The sequence below is a fragment of the Paraburkholderia kirstenboschensis genome (genome assembly GCF_904848585.1).
In the GTDB taxonomy this organism is placed as follows: Bacteria; Pseudomonadota; Gammaproteobacteria; order Burkholderiales; family Burkholderiaceae; genus Paraburkholderia; species Paraburkholderia kirstenboschensis.
In genome coordinates, this window is record NZ_CAJHCR010000009.1 from 245,040 (window position 1) to 261,604 (window position 16,565).

General features: G+C 63.8%; 20 protein-coding genes. 8 read left to right on the forward strand and 12 right to left on the reverse strand.

The features are described from left to right. Window positions 1–111 precede the first annotated feature (111 nt). The 4 genes from JMY24_RS23010 to JMY24_RS23025 form a co-directional block, all read right to left on the reverse strand. A complete protein-coding gene (locus tag JMY24_RS23010) occupies window positions 112–840 on the reverse strand; it encodes a FadR/GntR family transcriptional regulator (RefSeq protein ID WP_128596944.1) in 729 nt (242 codons plus the stop codon). 144 nt (window positions 841–984) lie between these two features. After that, window positions 985–2,172 (reverse strand): pyridoxal phosphate-dependent aminotransferase, encoded by a 1,188-nt coding sequence (locus JMY24_RS23015; protein WP_128596945.1) that lies wholly within the window; start codon window positions 2,170–2,172, stop codon window positions 985–987. 150 nt (window positions 2,173–2,322) lie between these two features. Then, window positions 2,323–3,804 carry an RNA polymerase factor sigma-54 gene (locus tag JMY24_RS23020; protein WP_201702974.1) on the reverse strand — a complete coding sequence of 494 codons (1,482 nt, stop codon included), beginning with the start codon at window positions 3,802–3,804 and terminating at the stop codon, window positions 2,323–2,325. Between the two features lie 41 nt (window positions 3,805–3,845). Continuing rightward, window positions 3,846–4,016, reverse strand: coding sequence for a hypothetical protein (locus tag JMY24_RS23025; RefSeq protein ID WP_164853734.1), 171 nt, complete (start codon window positions 4,014–4,016; stop codon window positions 3,846–3,848). 282 nt (window positions 4,017–4,298) lie between these two features. Between JMY24_RS23025 and JMY24_RS23030 the strand changes: the two genes are divergently transcribed. Continuing rightward, complete coding sequence (locus JMY24_RS23030; RefSeq protein ID WP_020067941.1) at window positions 4,299–4,637, forward strand: BON domain-containing protein; 339 nt, start codon at window positions 4,299–4,301, stop codon at window positions 4,635–4,637. Window positions 4,638–4,752: 115 nt separating this feature from the next. Here the strand turns inward: JMY24_RS23030 and JMY24_RS23035 are convergent, their stop codons facing one another. Further along, entirely contained in the window at window positions 4,753–5,202 is a 450-nt protein-coding gene (locus JMY24_RS23035) for a ferritin-like domain-containing protein (protein ID WP_128589546.1), read from the reverse strand. 397 nt (window positions 5,203–5,599) lie between these two features. Between JMY24_RS23035 and JMY24_RS23040 the strand changes: the two genes are divergently transcribed. Beyond that, window positions 5,600–5,854: a hypothetical protein gene (locus JMY24_RS23040; RefSeq protein WP_128596946.1), complete on the forward strand. Its 255-nt coding sequence runs from the start codon at window positions 5,600–5,602 to the stop codon at window positions 5,852–5,854. 109 nt (window positions 5,855–5,963) lie between these two features. On the opposite strand, the gene JMY24_RS23045 is transcribed toward JMY24_RS23040, so the two are convergent. The 5 genes from JMY24_RS23045 to JMY24_RS23065 form a co-directional block, all read right to left on the reverse strand. Beyond that, a complete protein-coding gene (locus JMY24_RS23045) occupies window positions 5,964–6,545 on the reverse strand; it encodes a phage tail tape measure protein (protein ID WP_201702976.1) in 582 nt (193 codons plus the stop codon). 83 nt (window positions 6,546–6,628) lie between these two features. After that, window positions 6,629–6,973, reverse strand: coding sequence for a DUF1488 family protein (locus JMY24_RS23050; protein ID WP_128596947.1), 345 nt, complete (start codon window positions 6,971–6,973; stop codon window positions 6,629–6,631). Continuing rightward, window positions 6,970–7,536: a DUF4142 domain-containing protein gene (locus JMY24_RS23055; RefSeq protein WP_128596948.1), complete on the reverse strand. Its 567-nt coding sequence runs from the start codon at window positions 7,534–7,536 to the stop codon at window positions 6,970–6,972. Before JMY24_RS23055 ends, JMY24_RS23050 begins: the two co-directional genes overlap by 4 nt. Before the next feature lie 57 nt (window positions 7,537–7,593). After that, a complete protein-coding gene (locus JMY24_RS23060) occupies window positions 7,594–8,145 on the reverse strand; it encodes a type 1 glutamine amidotransferase domain-containing protein (RefSeq protein ID WP_128596949.1) in 552 nt (183 codons plus the stop codon). Between the two features lie 185 nt (window positions 8,146–8,330). Next, the gene (locus JMY24_RS23065; protein ID WP_128596950.1) at window positions 8,331–8,678 is read right to left on the reverse strand and encodes a chemotaxis protein; all 348 of its coding nucleotides are present in this window, start codon (window positions 8,676–8,678) and stop codon (window positions 8,331–8,333) included. A 155-nt stretch (window positions 8,679–8,833) separates the two neighbouring features. Between JMY24_RS23065 and JMY24_RS23070 the strand changes: the two genes are divergently transcribed. The 5 genes from JMY24_RS23070 (at window position 8,834) to JMY24_RS23090 (ending at window position 13,625) form a co-directional block, all read left to right on the forward strand. Then, window positions 8,834–10,171 carry a DNA topoisomerase IB gene (locus JMY24_RS23070; protein WP_128596951.1) on the forward strand — a complete coding sequence of 446 codons (1,338 nt, stop codon included), beginning with the start codon at window positions 8,834–8,836 and terminating at the stop codon, window positions 10,169–10,171. Between the two features lie 244 nt (window positions 10,172–10,415). Beyond that, window positions 10,416–10,931, forward strand: a complete 516-nt coding sequence (locus JMY24_RS23075; protein ID WP_128596952.1) for a PRC-barrel domain-containing protein — start codon at window positions 10,416–10,418, stop codon at window positions 10,929–10,931. A gap of 196 nt (window positions 10,932–11,127) precedes the next feature. Then, window positions 11,128–11,547: a DUF3175 domain-containing protein gene (locus JMY24_RS23080; protein ID WP_128596953.1), complete on the forward strand. Its 420-nt coding sequence runs from the start codon at window positions 11,128–11,130 to the stop codon at window positions 11,545–11,547. A 110-nt stretch (window positions 11,548–11,657) separates the two neighbouring features. Further along, window positions 11,658–12,977 (forward strand): cation:proton antiporter, encoded by a 1,320-nt coding sequence (locus tag JMY24_RS23085; RefSeq protein WP_128596954.1) that lies wholly within the window; start codon window positions 11,658–11,660, stop codon window positions 12,975–12,977. A gap of 75 nt (window positions 12,978–13,052) precedes the next feature. Then, window positions 13,053–13,625: an FUSC family protein gene (locus JMY24_RS23090; protein ID WP_128589817.1), complete on the forward strand. Its 573-nt coding sequence runs from the start codon at window positions 13,053–13,055 to the stop codon at window positions 13,623–13,625. Window positions 13,626–13,640: 15 nt separating this feature from the next. Here JMY24_RS23090 and JMY24_RS23095 read toward each other — a convergent pair whose 3' ends face one another. Then, complete coding sequence (locus tag JMY24_RS23095; protein WP_128596955.1) at window positions 13,641–14,711, reverse strand: AraC family transcriptional regulator; 1,071 nt, start codon at window positions 14,709–14,711, stop codon at window positions 13,641–13,643. A 116-nt stretch (window positions 14,712–14,827) separates the two neighbouring features. On the opposite strand from JMY24_RS23095, the gene JMY24_RS23100 reads away from it, so the two are divergent. Further along, window positions 14,828–15,178: a carboxymuconolactone decarboxylase family protein gene (locus tag JMY24_RS23100; RefSeq protein ID WP_128596956.1), complete on the forward strand. Its 351-nt coding sequence runs from the start codon at window positions 14,828–14,830 to the stop codon at window positions 15,176–15,178. A gap of 134 nt (window positions 15,179–15,312) precedes the next feature. Here JMY24_RS23100 and JMY24_RS23105 read toward each other — a convergent pair whose 3' ends face one another. Beyond that, window positions 15,313–16,365, reverse strand: coding sequence for an aldo/keto reductase (locus tag JMY24_RS23105; protein ID WP_128596957.1), 1,053 nt, complete (start codon window positions 16,363–16,365; stop codon window positions 15,313–15,315). Window positions 16,366–16,565: the final 200 nt, after the last annotated feature.

Below are 16,565 nucleotides of genomic sequence, written 5' to 3' on the forward strand. Positions count from 1 at the left end.
CGCGGCGGAATCGCAATACGTTGCTCATTGCGCTTTTGAATACCATTGGGACGACGGTAACCCGCTGTGATCCGATAGCGATAAAGGTGAAGTGAAAACCGCGAGCAACGCCTAAAGCTTCGTAGCGTCTTCCTGATAGATCTCGCGCACGAAGGCGAGATGACGTTCGGCCGCCTTGCGTGCCTTTTGCGCGTCGCGTGCGACGACGGCGTCGTAGATGGCCTGATGCTGGCTCATCAACTGCTTTTCCATCGCTTCGTCGTAATCGATCAGCCGATGGTATTGACGCATGCCTTCGCGAATCAGCGTGTGGATGCCATGCATGACATGGGCGAGCGCGATGTTATGCGTGGAGTCCGCAATCGCCAGGTGAAAAGCGGCATCCAGCTCGGCTAAGTTGACGCGATCTTGCGACTGCGAGGCCGCCTTCAATGCATCGAACGCGGTCTTGATCTTGCGAAGATCGGCGGCGGTTGCGCGCTCCGCGGCATATACGGTCGAAATCGATTCGAGCCCTTGTCGTAACTCGAGAATGTCGGCACTGGTACGCGGATTCTGTAAAAGCAGTTCGGCGAGCGGCTTCGAAATGATCGGCGCCGTGAGATCGACCACCGTGAAGCCGCCCCGCCCCGACGTGGCGATATATCCATCCGACTCCAGCCTGATCAGCGCTTCGCGCAACGAAGGCCGCGACACCGCCAGCTGCGTCGCCAGGTCGCGCTCAGCGGGCAGCCGGTCGCCCGGCATCAGCGCGCCGTCGGAGATCAATTGCTTGATCTGGTCGGCGACGACGTCGGAGAGCCGTTTGCGCGTGAAAGACTGGATCGGGCGAAAGTGCATAGGCTGCGGCTGGCAAAGCCGGTTATTCAGGATGGTTCGTTAGCCGCAGTGAGCGACGCGAGACAGGCAACTGAGAGGCAAATGAGAGACGAATGAATTATACCGTTGGGCGCCCTGCACGAATTTCGCCGCGAGCGCGCGCATTCACGAGTTCGATTGCAACCGCAACGCCGCGACGAACGCCGCAATCCGCTCGCACGCATCGGCAAGCCGCGCTTCATCGACGACAAAACCCAGCCGCACGAAACCGTTCGCGGTCTCGCCAAAAGCGCTCGCGTCGAGCACCGACACACCTTGCGCGCGAAACAGCTGCCATGTGAAATCGACGGTATCGAGGCCCGTACCGCTCACGTCGACCATCATGAACATGCCGGCTTCGGGCAGCAGGCAGCGCAACCGCGGGACACGGCTCAAACGCTCGAACACGACGTCGCGACGGCGCCTATAAATATCACGCATCTGCGCGACGATTCGCGACTTCTCGTGCAACGCCGTCAATGCAGCCTGCTGGATGAAGCCCGGCAGGCCATACAGCATGGCAAGCGCGAGCCGCCCCATGTGTTCGATCAGCTGCGTGGGTCCGATCGCCCAGCCTACGCGCCAACCCGCCATTGCATGCGATTTTGACAGGCTGCCGAGCGTGACCGTGCGCTCCGCCATGCCGGGCAGCGACATGATGCTCACATGTTCGCGCTCGAACGTGAGATCTGCGTAGACCTCGTCGGACAGCACCCACAGGTTGTGCACGCATGCGAGCCGCGCAATCCGTTCGAGGTCCGCGCGCGGCATCACGACACCGGTGGGATTGCAGGGCGTGGCAAAGAAAATCGCCTTGGTGCGCGGCGTAACCGCTCGTTCGAGCGCATCGCAATTCAGGTGAAATGCACGCGCGGGGTCGACCGGCACCGGCACGAGCGTCGCACCCGCGGCGCGCACGCAAGCTTCGTAGGTGAGGTACATCGGCTCGGGAACGATAACCTCGTCGCCTGCTTCGAGCAGACAAAGCGACGTAGCAAACACGCCGTTTTGCGCGCCCGCCGTAAGGATCACATTCGCCGCGCCGACCGTGCAACCGGTCATGCGAGCCTGTTCCCCGGCAATCGCCGCACGTAGAGGATCGCGCCCGGACACCGCGCTGTAATGCGTATCGCCGCCGCGCAACGCCTCGATGGCGCGCTCGACAATCGGCGCGGGCGTAGCAAAGTCAGGGTCCCCCACGCTCAGCACGATGACGTCATCGCCATTCGCCGCCGCCTGCTGCGCAACGCGATGAATCTCCCACGCCGACGTGCGTCTGCCTTGCAAACCCTCGACCCGACTCGAATACTTCATCACGCTCACCCGTTTCTGATTTGACCCGCCAATGTAATGGGGTGTGCGCAAAACGTCCAGATACGAAAAAGCGCCACCCGGGCAGACAGCCTCGCGTGACGCTTCGCATTCAAGCCCCGTTTGCAGGGGCTCGGCAAACTTAAACCTGGCTTAAACCTGGCGACGCAATTCCGCCGGCGGCACCTTCATCAGATGCCGATACTTGGCGACCGTGCGGCGCGCGACGAGCACGCCCTGATCCGCCAGCATCTTTGCAAGCGTCACATCGGAGAGCGGGTCGCGGGTGTTTTCCGCAGCAATCATTTCTTTCAACAGCGCCCGCACGGCCGCGGCGGAACAGGTGCCGCCGCTTTCGGTGCCGAGCTCGCGCGGGAAGAAATGCTTGAATTCGAAAATGCCGCGTGGCGTAGCCATATACTTGTTGCCGGTCGCGCGCGAGATGGTCGATTCGTGCAGGCCGAGTTCGTCGGCGACATCGCGCAACACCATCGGCTTGAGCGCGATTTCACCGTACTGGAAAAACGCCTTCTGATGCGCGACGATGCATTCGGCGACGCGTTGAATCGTGTCGAAGCGCTGCTGCGCATTCCTGATCAACCAGCGCGCTTCCTGAAGCTGCTGGGCGAGCGGCGAACGGCTTGCCCCCGCCGATTGTGCGAACAGCTCGGCATACATGCGGTGAATCCGCGCGCGTGGCTGCACTGCAGGATTGATCGTCACCACCCACTTGTTGCGCACCTGACGCACGATCACATCGGGCACGACATAGTTGTCCTCGGTACGGCCGTAGCAGTTGCCGGGCTTCGGATCGAGCTTACGCACGAGTGCGCAGGCCACACGCAGTTCTTCCGCACTACAGCCAATCTGCTTTTGCAGTTCTGCCTGCTCGCGACGCGCGAGCCGCTCAAGGTGATGCTCGACGATCTGCCGCGCGACATCGCGTCCGGGCGTGTCCGCGGGCAACGCATTGACCTGCAGCAGCAGACACTCGGACAGCGAACGCGCGCCGAGGCCGGGCCGGTCGAGCGACTGCACGAGGCGCAGCGCGACCAGCAGTTCTTCTTCCGTCAATTCGGGTTCGAGCTCGACGCTGTCCGCGAGATCCGCCAGGTCCTGGCGCAGATAACCGTCGTCGTCGAGTGCCTCGATAATGAAACGCGCGACCGCGCGATCGCGGTCGTCCAGACGATAGAGACGCAGTGCGTCGTGCAGTTGCTCGCGCAAGGTGGGTTGCGAACGCGCCCATTCGGCGGGATCGCTGCCGTCGGAGTCGCCGTTCTGGCGGGCCGAACTGCGGCTGCTGTAGTCGCCCGAAAAGTCGCCGGGCATATCGTCGGGGCCGCCACTGTCGAGGGTCTCGCTGGTAACCGCTTCAGCCGGCATCGAGTCGGGCTCGGCTGCCGCGACTGCGTCGGTTGCCGGCAACGCGCCCTGCTCTTCGCCGGACGTGGCTGTTGCGAGCGCAACGTCCTCCGTATCCGACGAGTCGTATTCGAGGAACGGATTGGTATCGAGCGCAGTTCTCAATTCCTGCTGGAACTCCAGAGACGATAGCTGCAACAGACGCACCGACTGCTGCAGACGCGGCGTAAGTGCAAGAGACTGCCTTGTGCGAAGTTCAATTGAAGGCATCGTGTTGAGGTCCGGTTGAAAGCTGAGGTAAAGGAGTGACCTCAGTAGAGCAACACGCGTACCAGCTTTTGCAACGCACTGTTTTCTTTAGCCTTTATTTTTTCAGGCCCGCGAATTGCGGCGTCGCGCGGCGCCTTTTTTACAAGCGACCCGGCAAATTCCGGGTCCGCTTCACAGCAGTCGACGTGTACGCAAATGTCGCGCGTCTTCACTATTCATCTGCGGAAAAGCGCCCGCCGGCGCGGGCTTTGCCCCTTTCATGCTCTGCGAAAGGAATGGGCAGGCACACACTTTGCGGTGAGCAGGATGTGGACGGACGGCTCTCTTCGCATCCAGCGCGAACGCGCAATGACTGTGAAGACCCGCCCGGTGTCGATAACGGGCCCTGACGGAACCGTAGCGGCAACGACCCCACGCGAGTCATCGGCGGCTTCGGCCGCGATCGACCGCAGGCAACAAGACCGCAATTTCATCAACACCCGAAGGAGAAAACCATGAAGACCATCCAATTCCTGAAGACTGCCGGCAGCATCGCGTGCGTTGCGTTCGCACTGAACGCCACCGCGCAAACGAGCGCCTCGGCTCCGTCGGCTTCGTCTGAAACCATCGGCCAGCACGTCGACGACGGCACGATCACCACGAAGGTCAAGGCCGAATTGCTCGGCGCGAAAAACGTGAAGTCCACGCATATCCATGTGAAGACCCGCAAGGGCGTCGTGTGGCTCACGGGCACGGTACCTTCGGCCGAGGACAAGACGGCCGCCCAGGACGTCGTGGAAGGCGTGAAGGGCGTGAGCAGCGTGAAGAACCGCCTGAAGATCGCCGCCGAATAAGTTCGTCGGGCCCGGCGTTCTGCGCCGGGCGCAGCACCGCGTGAAAAAAGGCCGTCCGCATGTGTGCGGACGGCCTTTCTGCAATTGGAGGCCGGCCTGACGGCCGGCTATCCGATTAGCTCTTTGCCGCGTACTGGTCGCGCAGATCGCGAACGCGGTCGTGATTCTGCAGCACGCCCTGGTACTGACGCTCGACAATCGCGCGCACGTCGGCGGGCAGTTCTTTTTCCAGCGCGTCGTGATAGTTCTTCTTGGCGACGTCCTCGCCCTTTTCCACCTCGACGAGAATCTGATGGTCGCTGCGGTCCGTCACCGCCGACTTCACATCGACCCACCCCCGATGCAGCGCACCGCTCACACTGCCGCCCGTTTCCGGCTTACCGCCCAGGCGCTGAACCACATCCTGCAGCTCGCGTGCGCCGCGTGCGCAATCTTCGGCGCGCGCCAGAAACATCGTCTTCAACTGCGTGTCGCGCGCATCTTCGGCTGCCTTGCGAAAGCCCTTTTCACCATCCTTCGATGTTTCGACGAGATCGTTCAGCACGGAAACAACATTCGTAGCCATTCAATACCTCCAGGGTTTCGTTAATCGCGGAATCCGTTGCCGGCACGCCCGCACGCGTCGCGGTGCGCGTGCCGCCGGCGGCTTGCCCACCGCCTGCGCATGGCAACGGGGTTCATCGGTAACCACGCATGGCGCGTGCCCGAAGCATCGCGCGATGCCTCGGACAGGCACGCCGCTTTGCACCGCCCTCTTTCTTGCAGTCGCGGGTAAATGTTGCGCGGCGCGAACGTGCATGAGCGGCGTGAAAGCCTTTCCCGGTGCGGCTTTCGCACGTGGCACAGGCGTTGCTCTCGTTGCTTCGCCCGCGTAATGCCATGCAGCGCACCAGCAATGAAACTGCATGACATATCGACGAATTGAAAAGAATGGGCCGGCAACAACGACAGGGAGAAACATCATGAAGATTCGCAGCGCAGAATTTCTAGCCGTCGTCGCGATAGTCACCTCGGCCAGCGTATTGCAGATTCGCGAGCATATGCAGCCACCCGATAGCGCTGCGGCCAGCGCGCGCGCAAGCGCGCAAGCCGCGCCTTCGACGTGCGAGAGTTCTCGCAAAGGCGTAATGCCAGCCGCATGCGAGCCCACGCGCGACGAACGTCCTGCAGACCATGCGCCCGTGCCGCAACGCGGCGCGGCGCGCACCTGGGTATGACTTCGTAGTGCTCAGCGGCATTGCGTTTCCGGTCCGCCAATGAATCCGCCAATGAAAAGGGCCCGACGTCTGTCGGGCCCTTTCCGCTTTGCTGCCATTCGCTGTTGAGCTAAGCGCGCTTTTCGTTGTACTCGTTGAGCGGGACGGGCGTCTTGAGCGGGTCGAAGTCGGCCCAGCGGCCTTGCTGCCAACGGCCCGTTGCACGTTCGATCGACACGCCACCTGCTTCGCGCAGCAAGCGCGCGGCGTCGAACTGGTTGTCCGGCGACACGTGCACCGCGACGAGCACGCCCGAATCGCGCGCCTCTTCGTGGAACGGCGTGCGATGCCCGGCTTCGTTGCTATCGCGAGTGCGCCACATGGCACCGGCCAGCGAGCCGATATAGGCGCCGACGCCCGCGGCTATCGCCGAGACTAGCAGCGGCGCGGAAAACGCCGCGAAGATGCCGACGCCGACAATCGCGCCCGCCACCGCGCCGATCGTCACGCCGAGGCCCGCGCCCTTCGGCGCACCTTTCGCACCGGCATCGGTGTGAGTGTCGCCGCCAATCGGGAACCGCGCGTGCTGACCACGTGGATTGACAAAGAAGAGCGTCACGTCTTCCTCGACGAAGCCTGCTTTGAAAAGTTTTTGCGCCGCTTCTTCCGCGGCTGGGAAAGTCGTAAAGCGTGCTGCGACGATGAGTGACATGAGGCCTCCTTGCATCGTGATTGCGTTTTGACGGACGACGCTACGCGAGTAGTCGAGGTGCGTAATCAGAAGAAGCGGTGGCGCTAGACCGCCGTGCCGCGGTCGGGCTCCATGCCTTCCACTCTGAACAATCCGCTATGCAAGACTACGCCCTCGCCGTCGTTCTGGTCGAGCGCCTCGGCGCACACCGAACGGATCCGGTTGCGGCCCTTGTCGAAGGCCTCCATCAACTCGCTTTCGAGCGGCGACCCGGCGCCGAAGTGATCTTCCAGCGCCTCGACCGTGATGGCGCAGACAACCGGTTCGCCGTCCACGCGCGCAATGAAGCGAACCATCAGATTGGCGCCGTCGAAGGTCGGTTTGTCGTCGGAAAAAGTGATCTGCATAAGGGAATCCTCATAGGCAGGCCGCGGCAGGATCGCGTTCATGATGACGCGCCCTTCATTGCACCGGCGAGCTGCTGCGCCATCTCCAGATGATGCTTGATGATCGGCAGCGCGCGCGCGGCCGCGGCCTTCAATTGCGAGTCGGTGCCGCTCTGGCTCTCCTGCTGAAACAGATCGACCGCCCGCTGATGCGCCTCGAGGCCGACCTGCTCGACATACGCCTCGTCGAACTTCTGGCCTTTGAGCGTTTGCAGCTTGCCAACGAGCGCGGAGTCGGCCGACGGCGTCGTGGCAAACCCCTTCTTCGCCGCGAGCGCCCCCATGCTGCGCGAGAGCTTCGTATGATCGGCGATCATCTGCTGCGCAAATTTCTTCACGCGTGGATCGCTGGAATTCTTCAACGCGATCTTGCTCGCCGCGATTTCGGTAGCGTCGGATTGTGAAGCGTCCTGGATGAACTGCTGGTCCGCGGGCGAGAGCTTCGTGCCGCCGGCGGGCGCATCGCTCGCGGGAGCGTCGCTTGCCTGCGCATACACCATCCCGGCCGGCGCCGTGCCAAGAGCAAGCGCCACAGTCATCGCTTGTAGGGGATACCGTAATTTCATGCGTTTTCTCCCTTGTTCACGGAGTCACCGGCGCGTCTCACTGCCCGCCCGCGCCGCTCATGCAGCCTTGCGTTTCGACAGTTGCCCGATCAACGCCTTGTTGAATGCGGGAATGTCGTCCGGCTTGCGGCTCGAAATCAGATTGTTGTCTTCGACCACTTCCTGATCGACCCATGTGCCGCCCGCGTTGCGGATATCGTCCTGCAGACTCGGCCAGCTCGTCACGGTGCGTCCCTTGATGATTCCGGCCGATACGGGCAGCCATGTGCCGTGGCAAATCACCGCGATCGGCTTCTTCGCGCTGTCGGCCGCTTTGACGAATGCCTGCGCCTGCGGCAGCAGGCGAATCGCGTCGCCGTTCACCACGCCGCCCGGCAAGACGACGGCGTCATAGTCGTCGGCGATGGCCTTGTCGAAAGTCGAATCGACCTCGACCGTGTCGCCTTTATCGACGTGCTTGAAGCCCTGGATCTTGCCGGGCTTCGCTGAAATCACGTGCACGGTCGCGCCGGCCTCGGCGAGCGCGCGTTTCGGGTCCACCAGTTCAGCCTGTTCAAAACCGTCTACCGCGAGGATCGCTACCTTCAGACCGTCGAGGCTGCTTGCCATAATTCTCTCCTTCGTTCTAATGCCGGGGGCCGCGCGGGTCATACGCGCCGGCCCCCTCATCATTGATTAACGATGCGGCAGCAAGGCGTGTGCCTGGTGCTTGACTCGCTACCGCGTGATGCAGCCCGGCCCCGCGGCCCGCTGCGACGGGTTTGGAGGCTCGGGTGCGTGAAGCGCGACGCGATTTAGAGGCCGGTCGGGTCCTCGTCGAGACCGTCGTCGTCGTCGCCGGCTGTCGGCGGCGTCAGAATGCGATCAGGCTCGATGTCGCTGTCCGGGTCCAGCGTCGAATCGCCGTCCGCCGCCGCGCGCTCACCGGTGCCCGCCCGGTCGGTGTCGCTAGCCATTTCCGCGTCGCCCAATTCGAGCGCGTGATTGTCGAGTTCCGTGTCGACGTCGAACTCGTGGCGCTTTGCGCCCGCGACGTCGCTGCCGCTATCGGATGAATCGCTCGGTCCCAACGCGCCCGTTGTGCCTGACGTTTGCTTGACGACCTGTTGCGGCTCTTCATCGGGGTTCAGCGTGCTGCTCATGGCGCTCTCCTTTATCGGGTTGATACGTATGACGTTCTTCGCAAGGACTGTTCCGCCCGCTGGATCAAGCGGACAGTACCGGGCACCGGCTTTGCTCTGGGCCATCACTGGCGCAACGCGCTTCACGCTTGAAAGTTCTACCTGCAAAGATAGCCATGGCAAACAGCACAACGACAAGCACAACGAGCACGACGCAAAACGGTCATGCATCGACCGGCGACAGCGAGAATCAGCCCGCGACAGCCGCGATGCCGCCCGGCTTGCGCCATGCCGACGACAGCAAGCCAGGCTACACGCGCAAGCGCGAGAAAGACGGCTTCGCGTATTTCGACGTGCAAGGAAAGCGCATTGAAGACGAAGCGGAGATTCAACGCATCAACTCGCTCGCGATTCCGCCCGCGTATGAAGACGTATGGATCTGCCCAGACCCGCGCGGACATATTCAGGCGACCGGCCGCGACGTGCGCGGGCGCAAGCAATACCGTTATCACCCGCGTTGGCGCGAGACGCGCGACGCCGACAAATACGAACGCATGGCCGAGTTCGGGCGGGCACTGCCACGAATCCGCGCGCGCGTCGCCCGCGATCTCGAACTGCCCGGCATGCCATGCGACAAAGTGATCGCGGCAGTCGTGCGGCTCCTCGATACCACGCTCGTTCGCATCGGCAGCGTCGAATACGCGCGCGAAAACCAGTCATACGGCTTGACGACGCTGCGTAAGAAACACGTGAAGGTGGAAGCGGGACAGTTGCGCTTCAAGTTTCGCGGCAAGAGCGGCATAGAACATGACGTGACGGTGGACGACCAGCGCGTGAAGCGCATCGTGCGGCGCTGCGCTGATCTGCCAGGTCACGACCTGTTCCAGTATCTCGACGACGACGGCGCGCGCCGTACCGTCGGTTCAGCCGACATCAACGATTATCTGCGCCGCGCAAGCGGCGCGGACTTCACCGCGAAGGACTATCGGACATGGGCGGGCAGCGTCTACGCGCTCGCGGCGCTGCGGCGCCTCGTGTGCGGCAACGCTGCCGAAGCGCGGCGTCATATCGTGGCGACCGTCAAGGAAGTCGCCGGCTTGCTGCGCAACACGCCGGCGGTGTGCCGGCGTTGCTACATCCATCCTGCGGTGATTAGCGCATTCGAAACCGACCAGTTGCAAACCTTGCCGCCGGGTCAGTCGCGCCGCGGCCTGAAAGTAGACGAGGTAGCGTTCGCCGCATTGCTCGCGCATGCCGAAAAGCGCGCCGCCAGGCTCGCGCGTCAGGCGGGAGCAAAAGGTCGCAAGCTGCGCGAAGCGGACAACACCGAGAGCATCAACGGCTCCATTACGACCTTGCTGAAGAAGTCGCGCACCATCCGCAACGAAGCGAACAGGGCGGCAGCGAAAGCCGGCGCCAAAGCCAGCGCAAAAGCGGGCGCGCGAGCCGCCCGGCGAACCGCGAGCACGGCCGTCAGATCCGCGCAGCGCGCGGAGAAGACGGCCGCAAGCTAACGCCGCTCACAGGACGCAGGAATTTCAACGGCGCGCGCATCATTTACGCGGGCAGAGACCGTATGCCCGCAGACGCCGGGCGGCATAACGCGAGCTTGTCGGGGCGTCGTCGAAGCGGCTTGTCCAAGCACTAGCCAGGCTCCCGATTACGCCTTCCGCGACGCGTCTATGGCAACCGTCACAACGGGCGAGGAACGCGCGTTGCTGCACTGATCGTCACCCTAACCTGCAAAGGAGGCACATCATGGTCATGCAAAGTCAGACGCAAAGCATGCAAGGCGCACGTATCGTCGGCAAAGGCAGCGCGACCGCGGAAGGCCCGGGCCCGGACGTGATGGCGGCAGACACGCTCGACGGCAACAGAGTGCTCAGCAGCGACGGCGAGGATATCGGCAAGATCAAGGACATCATGCTCGACGTGCGCTCGGGCCGCGTTGCGTACGCGGTGCTTTCGAGCGGCGGCTTCCTCGGCATCGGCGACAAGCTGCTCGCGATTCCATGGCGCGCGCTCACGCTCGACACCGAGCAGAAGTGCTTCATGCTGGACATGACGGCGGAACGCGTGAAAAGCGCCCCGGGTTTCGACAAGGATCACTGGCCGTCGATGGCGGACGAGACGTGGGCCACCTCCGTTCACCAGTACTACGGCAAGGAGCCGTACTGGGGCCGCGACCGGTTCGATTTGCGCGATGACGCGGACATAGGCGATATTCCGGCCGGTTCGTCGGATGCGCCCGAGGCCGGTGGAGTCAAACTGTAATTGGCGAGCCGCGGCGAGTGCGTGAAGCGGTTCACGCTTCGCGCACCGTCCTGACCTGCGCCGGCACGCCGCCATCGCGGCGGCCGGCGCGTTTGACTTTCAGCGCGTTGGATTCGATGACGCGAACGGCCCGGCGATCGCGCGCAATCCTGCGAGCAGGGCCGCGCCACAAAGACTAAAAGAGGAGGCGGCTCGAATGGCAGCAAGAAAAGCGACCAGCAAATCGACCAGTAAATCGCGGCGCTCGCCGGCACGCGGCAAGTCGGGACGGCCGCCGCGTCAGCGCCATGCGCAAGCGCATGCCGCTGAGCAGAAGAAAGCATCGCAGGCAGGCGGCAAGAGTTCGCACAGGTGGTCGCATCATGTGATGGAAACGAGCGACGCGATGGACCTCCAGCGCGACATCTTCAAGACCGGCAACGCCGAAGAGATTGCGCAATCGCTGAAACAGTCGTCGACGAAAAGCAGCCGCCGTAAAGGTACACCGTTTCAATCGGCGATGTCGATGCTCAATTTCTATATCAACCGCGCGGGCAGGAACCTGCCGAAAACCCGCCGCGCAACGCTGGAGCAAGCCAAGCGCAAGCTGCGCGAAGCATTTGGACGCGCGCCCTGAAATTCATCCGCTGTCACGCGTCGACTGTCGCGACGTGACCCACCCGGGCGCTCGTCCATCCACCCCGGCCTGTCATGCGCCGCTCGCATGTCGGCCCTAACCGGATGCTCATGCACGAAACTTTGTGGTTCCTCATCGTCGGCGCCGTGCTCGTTTTCATGGGCGTGGCCGCGACGACCCTCCGCCGGCTGCCCGTCAGCGCGGCCATGTTCTATGTTGCGCTCGGCTACGCGCTCGGGCCGCCCGGCTTCGATCTGCTGCATCTCGACATGGTCGCCGACGCGCATCTGCTGCGCACCGTCACCGAAATCGCGCTGCTGGTGTCGCTCTTCGCCATCGGATTGCGCTTGCGCGTGGGCGTGCTCGACAAACTGTGGATGGTGCCGCTGCGCCTCGGCTTTCTCGCGATGCTGGCGACTGTGCCGCTCCTCGCACTCTTCGGCGTCTACGTGCTGCATCTCGCCTGGGGGCCCGCCATCCTGCTCGCCGCGATTCTCGCGCCAACCGACCCGGTGCTGGCCCACGACGTCCAGGTGCACAACCCGGGCGACCACGATCTGCTGCGCTTCGCGCTTTCCGGCGAAGGCGGTCTGAACGACGGCATCGCGTTGCCGTTTGCGATGGTGGGTCTCACCTTCTGCGCAATGCATGGAGCCGACGCTGGCGACGTGCTGAACCTGAAGTTTGCCGGCACTGTCGTGTGGGGTGTATTGGGTGCAATCGCAATCGGCGGTGTGCTCGGCTGGGTCACCACGCACGCGGTCGCCTGGCTGCGCACGCGCCATGCACACGCGCTCGGCCTGGAAGGCTTCTTTGCGCTCGGGCTGATCGGCTTGTCGTTCGGCGCGGCGCAGTTTGCCCAGACTTACGGCTTTCTCGCCGTGTTCGCGGCCGGCGTGTCGATGCGTCGCGTCGAATATCAGGCGAGCGGCGGGGCCTCGCCCCGCGAGACGATCGGCACCGTCGATTCGGAAAATGTCGAAGCCACTGCGTCCGATCCCGAGAAGGCCCACGCGTTCATGACCGAGTCCGTATTGGGCTTCACGATCGAGCTCGAACGCATCGCGGAAGTCATTATCATGGCCATGGTCGGCAACGTGCTCGCTACACTGAACGCGCCGCTTTTCACATGGCAGGCGCTTGCGCTTACCGTCGCGCTATTCGTTTTCGTGCGGCCCGCGTCGGTCGAGTTGTCGTTGCTCGGCTCGGACGCCATGCCGACGCAAAGGCGCCTGATGAGCTGGTTCGGCATTCGCGGCGTGGGCTCGTTCTACTATCTGGCTTATTCGCTGGAGTACGGCCCGGCCGGGATTATCAAGCCGCTCGTGCCGCTTGCGCTCGCCGTGGTCACGGCTTCGGTGGTAATCCACGGGGTGTCGGCGACGCCGCTCATGAAACGCTATCGCCGCCTGCGTCATAGCGAAAGCTAGAATACGGGCCGTCCGCTGCGTTTGCAGCGTCTGACGCCCTTGCAGCTTTCGCAGATTCTGGAACCCCGCGATTCAATGACTCCTCCCGACGATCCAGCACAAACGACGCGCGCGAGCGCCGCCGAATCGCTTTTCGCGTTCCTCAAATCGCTGCCGTTCGCCGAGCGGCTAACCGAAGGCAGCCTGATGGCGTTCCAGGCCGTGGCGGGCGCGAGCCTCGCGTTCGGAATCGGCCAGGCGCTGCATACCGAGCAGGCGTTCTGGGCGGCGATCACCGCCATTGCAGTGAGCCAGCACAGCTATGTCGACACACGCAAGCTGTCGCGCGACCAGTTCATCGGCGCGATGGTCGGCGGCTTGTGCGGCCTTGCCGGCGCGACGCTTGGCCACGACTATTTTGCGGCCTACGCGGCGACGGTGGCGGTGGCCATCGTGCTGTGCTGGATCGTGAACGTCGGCAGCGCGGCTCGGCTCGGCGGGATCACGGCCACCATCATGCTGCTGGTACCGGGCCTCGGCCCGGCGTGGGACAAAGCCTTGTTGCGCCTCGGCGAAGTCACGCTCGGCACGGTGTGCGCGCTGCTGGTCGCGTGGCTGATGTCGCGTGCGGAACAGCGTTGGTTCAGCACGAGCGGCAAGGCGCGCTGAGCGGCATCGCCCGGTTCATGAAGAGGCGGCCGACGCGCTTTGCTGTGGATGGCGCCGGTAGCGTCCCGGCGTGACACCGACGCTTTGCTGAAACGCCTTGCCGAACGCGGCTTCAGACTGATAGCCCACCGCTTCGCCAATTTCCGCCGCGCTGCGCTGCGTGCGGCGCAGCAGGTCGCAAGCGATCGTCATGCGAATCTGCGTGAGGAAATCCATGACGGTCATGCCGGCGCGTTCGTTGAAGCGCCGCGCGTAAGTCGCGCGCGACATCGCGGCAAGCTCGCCCAGATCAGCGATGGTCCACGCGCGCTGCGGCGCGCTCAGCATGCCTTGCACCGACGCCGCCAGACGCGCGTCGGCCAGCAGCGCCAGCATGCCGGGAGTCGAATCGGCCTGCTCGCCGTGTACGCGTAACGCCATACCAAAGAGCGCCTGACTCAGCGCGGTGACGATGGCAAGCGCGCCGGGCCGCCGTTGGCCCGCCTCGTCGCGCATCAGCCCGATGAGCGTCTGCAGTGGGGCGAGCGTTCGGACGCCGCCGAGCGACACATGGAACGGATCGGGCAGCGCATTTAGCAGCAATGCGGACGAACCCGGCGTGTAGGCGAAGCGGCCGCAGAGCAGGTCGAGATCGGCGGTGTTTGCGGTGGTGTGCTCTGAGACGCCGTGAGTACCGTCGGTGGGGGCGTCGGTAATGACGTCAGCGTTGACTCCCTCGCCGCTAACGGACTTGCCGTCCATACCTTCGCCCCCCGCGGCTTTGCCAATGCCGCGACCGTCGTTTCGCTTGACCGGCAGCAGGCCGTCGTGACTCATCGCTAGCGGCGCGCTCACGGCGCTCAGCTCGACATCCCTCACGCGATGTGCGGCGCCGCGTGGAAACAGCATGAAATCGCCGGTCTGCAGGCGCACTTGTGCGCCGTCCGCCATCTCGATCACGCACGCCCCTGCCAGCACCAGATGGAACGGCGCAATGCCCGGCTCCATCGGCGCATGGTCGACATCGAACGCGCCGGTGAGCAGGCATCGCAGATCGAGGCTGGCCTGCGGCCGGGCAAGGTCGAGCAATCGGCTGAGCGTATCCATGAGACGTGCGCGCTAAATGTTGAGCCAGTCGAGTATTCAGGATATCGCCGCCCCGCGCAATACTTTGTCCACGACGCCGGCAACCGCCGACGCGCCTCAGACGAAGGAGCATTGCCATGTTGAACTGGACCGAATACCGCAAGAAGCTGTTTGGCCGCATCGGCGAAATCGGCAAGCTGTCGCCGGACACGCTCAAGGGCTATCAGACGTTGTCCAGCGCCGCTCAGAAGAACGACCTGCTGGGCGCGAAGACGCGCGAACTCATCTCGCTCGCGGTGGCCGTGAGTTTGCGCTGTGACGGCTGTATCACCGTGCATACAGCCGAAGCGCTGAAGCAAGGCGCCACCCGCGAGGAAATCGCGGAAGCGCTCGGCGTAGCGGTCGCGATGAACGCCGGCGCGACCATGGTGTACTCGGCTCGCACGATGGACGCCGTCGCGGCCTATTCCGCCGAAGCATCGGCTTAACGCGCCGGGCGTGTTTTCAGCGCTAGGCGTCCGTTGGTGGGTCGGACGTCCGGCGCTGGCGACGAGGAAGTCTGCCCAGACCGGACGTCCGTTGAAACCGGCCGACGACCGCCTGACACGCGCGGCCGGTCGCATCAAACCACCAGACGGCGCGCCTCCTCGAGCTGCTTGCGGCGCGCCTCGCCCTGGCGCGCCAGCATCCAGCCGGGATACTCGGCGGGCAGCGCACTCACCTGATCGAGCCTTGCCAGCTCGTCCGCGGTGAGCGCGACGCCGGTCGCCGCGATGTTGTCGTCCAGTTGCTCGACCTTCTTCGCGCCGACGATCACCGAGCTCACCACCCGTTGATGCAGCAGCCACGCAAGAGCAATCTGCGCGACCGACACGCGCTTTGACTCGGCAATCTCGCGCATCGCGTCGATGCAGTCGTACGCACGGTCACGGTTGACCGGCGGAAAGTCGAATGTCGTGCGGCGGCTGCCCGCTTCGCCCTGCTGCTCACGCCCGTATTTGCCGCTCAGCAGTCCACCCGCGAGCGGACTCCACACCATCAGCCCGAGCCCTTCGCTTTGCAGCATCGGCACGAGTTCGCGTTCGAGGTCGCGGCCCGCAACCGTGTAGTACGCCTGCAGCGTTTCGAAGCGCGCGAGCCCCAGCCGCTCCGCTATGCCGAGCGCCTTCACGATCTGCCACGCCGCCCAGTTCGACACGCCGACATAGCGCACGTGACCGTGCTGCACGAGCGTATCGAGCGCGCGCACGGTTTCTTCGATCGGCGTGGCCGGGTCAAAACCGTGGATCTGATACAAATCGACGTGATCGAGCTGCAGGCGCTTCAAACTGGCCTTCATCCCGTCGATGATGTGATAGCGCGACGCGCCGCGCGCGTTCGGAAACTCGCCGGTCGGGCCGAAAACCTTGGTCGCAACCACGACCTTGTCGCGCGGCACCTTGAGGTTTTTCAGCGCCTGACCGGTGATCTGCTCGGACAGGCCTTCGGCGTAGACGTCGGCCGTGTCGATGAAATTGATGCCCGCGTCGAGCGCCCGGCCGACGAGCCGCTCCGCATCGGCCTGCTGCAAATCGCCGATCTGCTTCCACATGCCTTCGCCGCCGCCGAAGGTCATCGTGCCCAGACAAAGTTCTGAAACAAATACCCCGGTACGGCCAAGCTGGTTATATCGCATTGTCGAAACTCCATCGTGGATGAGTGGACAGGTGAGCCGTAAAGGGTACTGCAATTGGCGCCGCTGAGCAGGCGGGGGCCGCCGTCGCTTTCGGAACGCCGACGCCCACCGGCAACCGCTGCCCAACCATTGCGCAAACGCCGCAGAAACCTGCCAGACTGGCCCTCTGATTCCGCGACCTCGGCTTGCGCCGCCAACGG